The organism is Saccharopolyspora sp. NPDC002376, assembly GCF_053593195.1.
In genome coordinates this window covers 23,207-32,663 of record NZ_JBSFBZ010000073.1, presented here as the reverse complement: position 1 = coordinate 32,663, position 9,457 = coordinate 23,207, and the positions used below count along the sequence as shown (strand labels likewise).

Genomic DNA, 9,457 nt, shown 5'->3' with positions numbered 1-9,457 from the left:
ATGATCTTGTGGTGAGACCTTCTTCTACCAGGACCCCACGCCCACATCGCCTTCAGGCCCCCAGCCCTCCCCATTCCACTGAGATCACCTCATTGGAATCGCGGAGTGGGGTGGACGGAACGGTGCGAGACTGAGGCGCATGACTTCGTTGACCTTGCCGGAGGAGTTCGTCCTCCTGCTGCAGCGGGAGAACGGCTCGTACCACTCGACGTGCGATCACACCGGCGCCGCCGAGCTCGGCGAGCTGGTGCTGCAACGCAGGGTTTCGTTCATCGGCAAGAAGATCCAGGTGGACGATCCGAGCCCCAGCGGTGTCGACTGGATCGACGAATCCATCGGCTACCTGCAGCAGAAGTCGGGGCCACGGAACAAACCGGTGGCGGCCGCGACCTTCATCCAGAGCCGACGCGGCGCGCGCAAGCGGCACTGCGCCGACCTGGCGCAGCGAGAGCTGATGCGGCACGAGCAGCGGACCGTGCTGTTCATCCCGTACAACAAGTACTTTCCGCACGTGGAGACGCGCAACGCGCTGATCGTCGAGCTGCGCTCGATCGCCCGCGACGAACGCGAGCTGGACAACCGATCGACGCTGCTCGCGGCGCTGGTGCACGCGACCGGCCTGGGCAACCACCTCGGCTTCGAACGCGCCGAGCGCAAGCGGTTGAAGGAGATCAGCAAGGGCGAAGCCCTCGGCAAGGCGGTCGAGCAGGTGATCGCGGCGGCGACCGCGGTGATCACCACCGCCGCCATCACGGTGACCGCGACCGCCGGAGGCAGCTGAGCGCTGAACCCAAGCGGTCATTTTTAGGCAGAACTGACTCCCGCCCACGGCGTCGCGGCATTGGGGGAGGCCGCGGGCATAGGATCGTCGTGTGGATCGTGTTGCCGTTTCGAAGACCGTTGATCGGGTGTGGGACGAGTCCGTCCTGCCGAGCCTGTCGGAGCTGGTGGAGATCCCAGCAGTCTCCCCCGCCTTCGACGCCGACTGGGTCGAGTCCGGACATCTCGACGCCGCCGTGGAGCACGTGCGCCGGTGGATCACCGCGCGCGGCATCGAAGGCGCTGAGCTCGAGGTCGTCCGACTGCCCGAGCGCACCCCGCTGCTGCTGGTGGACATCCCGGCCACCGAAGGCGCAGCCGAGGGAACCGTGCTGCTCTACGGGCACCTCGACAAGCAGCCGCCGGTGGGCGGCTGGTCCGAAGGACTTGGGCCGTGGACGCCGGTGGTCCGCGACGACCGGCTGTTCGGCCGCGGCGCGGCCGATGACGGGTACGCCGGATACGCGGCGATCACCGCGTTCGAGGCGGTTCGCGCGCACGGCGGCTCGCACGCGCGCTGCGTGGTGATGCTCGAGACCGGTGAGGAGTCCGGCAGCCCGGACCTGCCCGCCTACCTGACGCACCTGTCCGAGCGGCTCGGTGACGTGTCGCTGGTGGTGTGCCTGGACTCCGGCGCGGGCGACTACGACCGGATGTGGCTGACGACCTCCCTGCGCGGCATGGCGACGGTGGAGGTCACTGTGCAGGTGCTGGACAGCGGGCTGCACTCCGGCATGGCCAGCGGCATCGTGCCCAGCTCGTTCCGCGTGCTGCGGCAGCTGCTCGACCGGCTGGAGGACTCCGAGACCGGCGAGGTCCTGGTTCCCGAGCTGAACGTGGAGATCCCGGAGAACCGGATCGCCGAGGTGCGCTCGGCGATCGAGGCCGCGCCGGGCCTGATCCGCAACTCGGTGCCGTGGCCGGAGGGGCTGCGACCGGTCGCCGAAGACGAGGTCGAGCTGGCGCTGAACAGCACGTGGCGGCCGACGCTGTCGGTCACCGGCGCCTCCGGCCTGCCGGAACCGGCCGACGCGGGCAACGTCCTGCGGCCTTACACGACCGCGGTGCTGAGCTTCCGCCTGCCGCCGACCGCCGATCCGGCCGCTGCGCTGCGCGCGGTGCAGGAGAAGCTGTCCACCGACGTGCCCTACGGCGCGAAGGTGACCTTCGGGCACACCGAGGCCGGGCTGGGCTGGAACGCCCCTGACCTCGCGCCGTGGCTGTCGACCGCGCTCGACCGGGCCGGTGACGAGGTGTTCGGCGCCGAGTGGCGGACGATGGGCCTCGGCGGCTCGATCCCGTTCATGGGTCTGCTGCACGACGCCTACCCGGAGGCGCAGTTCGTGGTGACCGGCGCGCTCGGCCCGGACAGCAACGCGCACGTGCCGGACGAGTCCCTGAACCTGCCGTTCGCGGCGAAGATCACCTCGGCGATCGCCTACGTCCTGGACGCGCACGCCGCCCGCTGATCTGAAACCCGGAAAGGGCGCCGGTTCCAAGCGAAACCGGCGCCCTTTCCGCGTCGGGTGAGGCTGCTCCGGGCGGAGCGGCGCAAGGTATACCTGCAAAGAGCGCTCGGCAGCTGGACGAGCGCCATTTTCACTGGTGGAAAAGGGGTTCTGGGTGATGGTCCGAGAACTCGTCGGGGTGTCCAAGAACTACGGGGCACGGCCGGTGCTCCGGGGTGTTGATCTCTCGGTGACGGCGGGCGAGGTCGTGGGGATCGTGGGCACCAACGGTTCCGGGAAGTCCACGCTGCTGCGGATCCTCGCCGGGCTCTCCAGACCGTCCAGCGGAACCGCCTCCGGGAAGCCGCGCACGGGGTACGTGCCCGACCGGTTCCCCGCGCGGCAGCGGATGAGCGCCCTCTCCTACCTCTCCCGCCTCGGCCGGATCAGCGGACTGTCCAAAGTCGACTCCCGGCGACGCGCCGGCGAGTGGCTGGAGCGGTTCGCGCTGGCCGGGGGACCGGACACGCCACTGCGCGACCTGTCGAAGGGCAACGCGCAGAAGGTCGGCTTGGTGCAGGCGCTGTTATGCAGGCCCGAGCTGCTGGTGCTGGACGAACCGTGGTCCGGGCTGGACACCGACACCCGCGCGGTGCTGAACGACGTCATCGACGAGTTAGCGGCCGACGGCACCGCCGTGGTGTTCACCGACCACCGGCCGGACCTCGTGCGCAGCGAGTCCGTCCGATCGCACCTGCTCGTCGGCGGACGGCTCCAACTGCTCGACGCCGAGGCGGCGACCTGCCGAATCCTGTTGCGCGGTGGGGAAGATGCGGACTGGGCCAGCCGACGCGGCGTGGTGTCGGTGCGGTACGGCGACGACTTGGAACTGGAAGTGACCGTGATGGAACGGGAATCGGTCCTGTTCGAAGCGGTCCAGCGCTGCTGCGCGGTGATCGCGGTGGACTCGAAGGTGGGGAGCTGATGATCGCGCTGATCGGTTACCGGCTCGCCGAACTCGGGCATTCGCAGCGCTACTTGCCGCCGGTGTTGCTCCACATCGGACTGATGGCGGTCCTCTACAGCGACAACACCGGACCGGCGCTGCCCGGTTTCGCGGTGACGGCTGCCGCGATGCTGGTGGTGTCCGGCTGGCTGACGATCGCGCTGGTCGACGTGGAGGACGTCGTGCAGCGCACGATCACCCGCGCACACGCCGGCTCAGCGCACCGGATGCTGTTCGGCACGGTGCTGACCGTGCTGTGCTGCGCTGTCGGGCTCTCCTCGCTGACCGTTGTCTGGTCGCAGGTGTCGTCCGGATTTGCTTACCCCGCAGCAGATCTGGTTATCGGACTGCTCGGGAACCTGGTGTGCGCGGCGTTCGGCATCGCGGTCGCGCTGCCGTGCTCGGGCCTGGTCGTCCGCCGGATCGGCTACACCGTCATCGCCGCAGCGGCTCTGTTCACGGTCGTCCTGCTGGTCGAATGGCTCCCGTTCGCGTACCCGGTGGTGTACGCGCTGAGCTCCGGGACGACGCCGCCGGCACTGCTGATCCAGTCGACGCTCACCGCACTGGTCGCGCTGGTCGCCAGCATCCTCGGCGTCGGCACCTGGGTGATCCGCCGCTCCTAGCGCTTCGGGATGAGGACCCAAAGGGCCAGGTAGATCAGGAACTGCGGACCGGGGAGCAGGCAGGACAGCAGGAAGAGGAGCCGGACGGTGAACGGCTTCACGCCGAACCGCTCGGCGATCCCGGCGCACACGCCGGCGATCATCGCGCTCTCCTGCGGCCGGACCAGGGACATCCGATAGGTCGTCATACCTGCAGCATCCGCGCCAAGGCCCGCTCCGGCGTCGGGGAAGAACCCCGACTTCCCCCTGACCGCACCTCACCCCGGAGAAGTGACTCCAAATTTCCCTAAAGTTGGGAACCCTCGGTGACGCCGGATCGGGCGTGGGGGACTCCAAATTTCCCTAAAGTTGGGAACCCTCGGTGACGCCGGATCGGGCGTGGGGGACTCCAAATTTCCCTAAAGTTGGGAACCCTCGGTGACGCCGGATCGGGCGTGGGGGACTCCAAATTTCCCTAAAGTTGGAGTTCCCCCCGGGCTCAGCCTGCGGGGGTTTTGCGGCGGGTGGCCAGGTCCGTGGGGGTGGGGAGGACGAAGCGGTCTCGGGCTCCGTCGAGGAACCCGCCGCACGGGTCGTCCAGGGCGTCCGGCACCTGTTCCGGGCGGACCGCCAGGGTTGCCCGGACCTTGTCGCGGGCCGGGTTCAGGATCTCGCGGATGATCAGCACGCACAGCGCCACCACCATCGCGTCCCGGATCACGACCGCGCCCAGGAACCAGCCCTCCGGCAAGCCCTTGTTCGCGGTGCCGAGGTAGTAGTACATCCGCGGCGCCCACACCGCCGCGTCGACGGCCATCCACGCCAGCAGCAGCCGCCAGCGCGGGATCGCCAGCACCGCCAGCGGCACCAGCCACAGCGAGTACTGCGGGCTCCACACCTTGTTGGTCAGCAGAAACGCCGCCACCACCAGGAAGCACAGCTGCGCCAGCCGCGGCCGGGTCCGGGCGGCCAGCGCCAACCAGCCGATCGCCGCGCAGGCCAGCAGGAACAGCACCAGGCTCACCGCGTTGAGCACCGTCGGCGTCGCACCGTTCTGCAGCGGGCCGTCGAAACCGGTCCAGCCGGTGAAGTACATCAGCACGTTGTACAGCGAGTCCGGGTCGGCCGGACGCTCGTTGTTGAGCCGGAAGAACTCGCTCCAGCCGTCGGGGTAGAGCACCAGGATCGGCACGTTCACCGCCAGCCAGGCCAGCGCCGCGGCCAGCACCGTGCGCACCGCCTCCGAGACCTTCCCGGCCCGCCAGGCCAGGATCAGCAGCGGTCCGAGGAAGAACAGCGGGTAGAGCTTGGCCGCCCCGCCGAGACCGATCAGCACCCCGGCCAGCACCGGCCGGCGCCGCGACCACGCGAGCAGGCCCGCGGTGCCCAAAGCGGTGGCGAGCGCGTCGAAGTTGGTGAAGGCGTGCACCAGGACCAGCGGTGAGAGCGCGGCGATCGCGACGTCCCAAACGCGCCTGCGGCACAGCAGGACCAGCGCCCAGATCGTCACCAGCCAGGCCGCGGCCAGCCAGAACGCAGTGATGTTGAAGTACAGGACGCTGGTCAGACCGCCTGGCAGCAGACCGAGCCCGGCCAGCGTCGCCCACCCGTCGGCAGCCCGCGCGTTGATCCACTGGAACACCCCGGTCAGCACCGGGTACTCCATGTACCGGACCTTCTCCTGCGGTGTGCCCGGCTTCTCCAACCACGCCGTCTTGTACGGGAACGCGTCGTCGGGCGCCAGGTCGCCCATCCCGTAGCGCGGGATGATGTCGGTGTAGCACATGGCGGTGTACTGCTTGTTGTTCCGCCAGTCCAGCTGCGGTCCGCTGCCCGAGTCGTAGGTCATCTGGCAGGGCGCCTTGAACAGCCACGCGGCGGCCAGCACCAGGACCGCGAACAGCAGGATCACGCGCAGCGGCGTCCAGAACCACTGCCGACCGAGCTGCGCGTGCCGCCCCAGCCGACCGCCGAAGGGGCGGCTGATCCGCTGCGCCAGCGGCTCGGACCAGGTCGGCGCGACGCGGTCCGCGGGGCCGAGCGAATCGCTGTCCACCGCTGAGTCCGGGCGCTGACCTGGGATCGGCGGATCAGTGCTGGCGGGCTCGGTCGAGGTGGACACGCCCGGATGCTACTTGGCCCGAAAACGCGGGAGGGGCACCCGCCACCGCGAATGCCCCTCGTGCGTGAACCGACCGTCAGCCGCTGTACCTCGGCTGGTCCGTCGGTGCGACGTCGTTCGCACCACCGTCGCCGCTCCCGCTGTCGCCGTTGCCGTTGCCGTTGCCCGGCGGGCACGGCGGCTCGAACAGGCCACCGCAGTCCTTGCTCGGCTTGTCCTTGCTGGTGGTCGGGTCCTGGGAGTCGCTCGGGTCCTGGGACTCGCTCGGGTCCTGGGACTCGCTCGGGTCCGGGGACTCGCTCGGCTGCGTGGTCTCCGGCGGCGGAGGCGGCAGCGGGATGTCCTCGAACTGGCCGATCGCGTTGCCCTTCGGGATCTGCTCCACCTTCTTGCCCTGCAGGTAGGAGTTCATGAATGTCTGCCACACCTTGGACGGGTGCGAGCTGCCGTAGAAGCTCTTGCCTTCGGCGTCACGCAGCGGCTTCGGTTGCGTTCCGCCCTCGTTGTTGAGCATGCCCACCGCGGTGGAGATCTGCGGCGTCGCACCGATCATCCAGGCGTTGCGGTTCAGGTCCGTCGAACCCCACTGGTGGGTACCGGTCTTCGACCACACCGGCCGACCGCCGTCCAGCGGCACCTTGCTGCTCTGCGCCACGTCCTTCATCGTCTGGGCGACGTTGTAGGCGATGTCCTGGCTCTCCTTCGCATCGTCGCCGTACGCCGGCTCCGGCTTCGGGATGTCCAGCTCGCGCGGACCGGCCTCGGAGCCGATCGCCTCGGTCACGAAGTGCGGCTTGATCCGCTGACCGCCGTTGACGAACGTCCCGTACGCCGCGGCCATGTCCGCCGGCTGCACCGGGTACATGCCCAGCGCGATACCGGCTTCGACGACGCCGTTCTCGTAGTTGCTCAGCTTGGTCGAGTCCGAGATGCCCGCTTTGTGCGCGGTCTCGGCGACCTTGGGCAGCCCGACCTTGGCGGCCAGGTTGACGAACACCGTGTTGACCGACTCGGTCATCGCCTCACGGACGCCACAGCGCTCCGGAATTTCGCACTTCACGCCGGGCGCGTTGCCGAACGTCGTGCCCTGGATCTCCTGATTGTCGCTGCCGTCGTAGTACTCGCCGATGCCCAGGCCCTGTTCCAGCCCGGCCGCCACCACGAACGGCTTGAACGAGGAGCCCGGCTCCTGCGGCTTGCTGGCCCAGTCCAGGTCACCGTTGTTGCGCTTCGAACCGTAGTAGGCCAGCACCCCACCGGTCTCCGGGTCGACCGCGACCAGCGAGGTCCGCAGCGATTCCGGCTCGCCGTCCATCTCCGAGCGGACGGCGTCTTCGGCCATGGTCTGCGCGTCCGAATCGATGGTGGTCTTGATCCGGTAGCCGCCGCGGAACAGGTCGTCCTCGGACAGCCCCTGCTCCGCCAGCTCCGCCTTGACGGCTTCCCAGATGGCGTCCTGCTCGGGGCTGAGCCGGGTTTCCTTGCGCACGTTCTCGCGCGGGAGGGTTTCCGGGTACTGCATGGTTTCCCGCTCGCCCGGCTGGAGGAAGCCGTCCTCCTCCATCCGCCCGACGACGTACTCCCAGCGCTTCCGGCCCTTCTCCGGGTCCAGGCCGGGGTCGTTGCTGCCGACGCCGCCCTTTCCGCCGTACGGGGCCTGCACGACACCGGCGAGGATGGCCGATTCGGCGTTGTTGAGGTCCTTCGGGTCCTTGCCGAAGTACGCCTTCGACGCGGCCTTGAGGCCGTGCGTGCCACGTCCGTAGCTGGCGGTGTTCATGTACGCCAGCATGATCTCGTCTTTGGACTTCTCGTTGGTCAGCTTGTACGCCAGCACGATCTCCTTGACCTTGCGGACGTAGACCGGGTCCTTCTCCATCTCCCCGTCGAGCTTGAGGAACTGCTGGGTGATGGTGGAACCGCCGCCGACACCGGAGCCGGTCAGCATGAAGTAGACCGACCGCGCGATGCCCTGGAAGCTGAAACCCGGGTTGGTGTGGAAGGACGCGTCCTCGGCGGCGATGGTGGCGTTCTGCATCGCCGGGGAGACCTCGTTGATGTTGTGCAGCACCTCGCGGGTTTTGTCGTTGGAAACCCGCGCCATCGGCTCGCCGTTGGCGTAGAGCAGGTCGACGGGCCGGTTCATGCTCATGACCTTCGCCTCGTCCGGCGTGTCCCACATGACGTAGCCGTAGATGAACACGGCGACAGGCAGCAGGACGGTTGCGGCGATGCCCACGTAGCAGGTGCGCCGCACTCGCCGCCAGAGCGTGCTGCGCTTGGCCCGGCGGGCGCTCATCTCGTCGTCCGGATCGTCGCCGGACGGGCCGAAGTCGTCGAATCCGTCGTCGCCATCTCGATCATTCCCGTGCGGGGCGTCGGCGCGCCCGTCGTCGTAGTTGTCGTACGGGTCGTCGTCGGGTTCAGAGGCGTAGTAGTTGTAGGCGCCCTGGTCCTGGTGCGTGAGCAGCTGCGGCTCGCGGCGATTCCCCGAACCACCGGCAGCCCCCATCGCGGCACCAGCGGCCGCGCCACCGGCAGCAGCACCGCCTGCGGCACCCGCCGCTCCAGCAGCACCCGCCGCCCCAGCGCCTGCCGCCCCAGTTCCGGCGGCTCCAGCGCCAGCGGCGCCTGCGGCACCGCCTGCTGCCGCGGCGCTACCCGCGCCCGCGGCCATGCCTGCCGCTGCGGCGGCACCCGCCGCACCTGCGGCAGCAGCGCCACCTGCACGACGGCGGTCGTCATCGCGACCCGGCGTCTGCGGGATGTTCTGCGTCGGCTGCTCCGCGTTCGGGGGCTGCGGCGGCCGTCCCGGCGGCGGACCCTGGCGGGTCTGCGGCGGACCCGGCGGTGGCCCCTGCCGACCACCTGGAGGTGGTGGGGGTGGACCGTTGCCTGCGCCCGGTGGGGGCGGACCGTTGCCTGCGCCCGGTGGGGGCGGTGGCACCTGGGAGTACGTGGTGGGCAGGTCGAGCTTGCCCCCATCGGAACCTGAGTTGTCCGAGTCCCCGCTCAGCCGCTTGGACAGCGCGGAGTCGTCGTCATCGTCATCGTCGAACGACGGCGTCCACGCTCCGGTGCTCTCCTGCGCCGACTCCTCCTCGGGCCACTTCGCGTCGGAAGCGGGCACCGCGGGGTGCTGCTGGGTCTCCTCCACGTCCGGACCGCCAACAGGCCGCTGCTGGCCCTGCTGGTTCGGCGGGGGTGGCGGCGGACCAGGGCGCTGACCGGGCCGCCGCTCCTCGCTCGGCCACGCCGGTCCACCCGGCCCCGCAGGCGGCGGACCGGGCATCGACCGCTGCGGCGGACGCGCCTGGTCGCCGGGACGCGGCGGACCGGGGCGTTGCGGCGGGGGCGGCGTGCCACGACCGTCGGGCTGGGGATGCCTTGAGTGGCGGCCTCCGGGGTGGTCGTCACGCTCGTCGTTCACGAGTGGGCCTCCAGGACTGGCGTCGGG

At 69.6% G+C, this 9,457-nt stretch carries 7 protein-coding genes; 4 read left to right on the top strand and 3 right to left on the bottom strand.

Going from position 1 to position 9,457, the window contains the following annotated elements; all coding sequences use genetic code 11:
- Positions 1-139 precede the first annotated feature (139 nt).
- The 4 genes from ACWCO2_RS32710 to ACWCO2_RS32695 all read left to right on the top strand — a co-directional run bounded on the left by ACWCO2_RS32710 (position 140) and on the right by ACWCO2_RS32695 (position 3,899).
- Complete coding sequence (locus ACWCO2_RS32710) at positions 140-781, top strand: GOLPH3/VPS74 family protein (RefSeq protein WP_450131655.1); 642 nt, start codon at positions 140-142, stop codon at positions 779-781.
- A 91-nt stretch (positions 782-872) separates the two neighbouring features.
- On the top strand, positions 873-2,288 hold the full coding sequence (locus tag ACWCO2_RS32705; RefSeq protein WP_450131654.1) for a M20/M25/M40 family metallo-hydrolase: 1,416 nt from the start codon (positions 873-875) through the stop codon (positions 2,286-2,288).
- A gap of 157 nt (positions 2,289-2,445) precedes the next feature.
- Positions 2,446-3,252, top strand: a complete 807-nt coding sequence (locus ACWCO2_RS32700) for an ABC transporter ATP-binding protein (protein WP_450131658.1) — start codon at positions 2,446-2,448, stop codon at positions 3,250-3,252.
- Positions 3,252-3,899 carry a hypothetical protein gene (locus tag ACWCO2_RS32695; RefSeq protein WP_450131653.1) on the top strand — a complete coding sequence of 216 codons (648 nt, stop codon included), beginning with the start codon at positions 3,252-3,254 and terminating at the stop codon, positions 3,897-3,899. The genes ACWCO2_RS32700 and ACWCO2_RS32695 overlap by 1 nt, the downstream gene beginning before the upstream one ends.
- Here the strand turns inward: ACWCO2_RS32695 and ACWCO2_RS32690 are convergent.
- The 3 genes from ACWCO2_RS32690 to ACWCO2_RS32680 form a co-directional block, all read right to left on the bottom strand.
- A complete protein-coding gene (locus ACWCO2_RS32690; RefSeq protein ID WP_450131652.1) occupies positions 3,896-4,087 on the bottom strand; it encodes a PspC domain-containing protein in 192 nt (63 codons plus the stop codon). The genes ACWCO2_RS32695 and ACWCO2_RS32690 overlap by 4 nt on opposite strands.
- Positions 4,088-4,377: 290 nt before the next feature.
- The gene (locus ACWCO2_RS32685) at positions 4,378-6,000 is read right to left on the bottom strand and encodes a glycosyltransferase family 87 protein (RefSeq protein WP_450131651.1); all 1,623 of its coding nucleotides are present in this window, start codon (positions 5,998-6,000) and stop codon (positions 4,378-4,380) included.
- A gap of 76 nt (positions 6,001-6,076) precedes the next feature.
- Complete coding sequence (locus tag ACWCO2_RS32680; RefSeq protein ID WP_450131650.1) at positions 6,077-9,430, bottom strand: transglycosylase domain-containing protein; 3,354 nt, start codon at positions 9,428-9,430, stop codon at positions 6,077-6,079.
- Positions 9,431-9,457 lie beyond the last annotated feature (27 nt).